Raw genomic sequence first — 435 nt, forward strand, 5'->3', positions numbered from 1 at the left:
CGCGACGACGCCGGCTCGATGCTGCGGCTGTCCGAACCGACCGGCGCGGCTCCGTTCGGGACGACCGCCTACGGCAAAGACGTCCTGAGCCAGTTCCTCGCCGACGCGCAACCGACGTTCATCGTCGGCCTGTTCGGCGGCATCGGGACCGGTGCGCTCGGCTTTCTCGTGGGACTCGTCAGCGGGTACTACGGCGGCTGGGTCGACGAGGTTCTCATGCGTCTCACGGACCTCACGTTCTCGCTGCCGTTCACGCCGATGGCGCTGTTACTCCTGACGTTCGTGACGCCGAGCGTCTGGCTCATGACGGGTATCATCGTCGCGTTCCTCTGGAAGATGCCCGCCCGCGTCGTCCGCTCCGAGGTCCTCTCCGTCAGAGAGCGCACTTTCGTGAAGTCGGCGCGCGCCAGCGGCGCGAGCGACTTGCGGACGATG

General features: G+C 67.4%; 1 protein-coding gene. It reads left to right on the forward strand.

Annotated features, from left to right (window positions below; genetic code table 11):
- On the forward strand, window positions 1-435 hold a 435-nt coding region (locus DVK07_RS21920; RefSeq protein WP_147441348.1), incomplete at both ends, for an ABC transporter permease.

It is taken from the genome of Halorubrum sp. Atlit-26R, assembly GCF_003666015.1.
In the GTDB taxonomy this organism is placed as follows: domain Archaea; phylum Halobacteriota; class Halobacteria; order Halobacteriales; family Haloferacaceae; genus Halorubrum.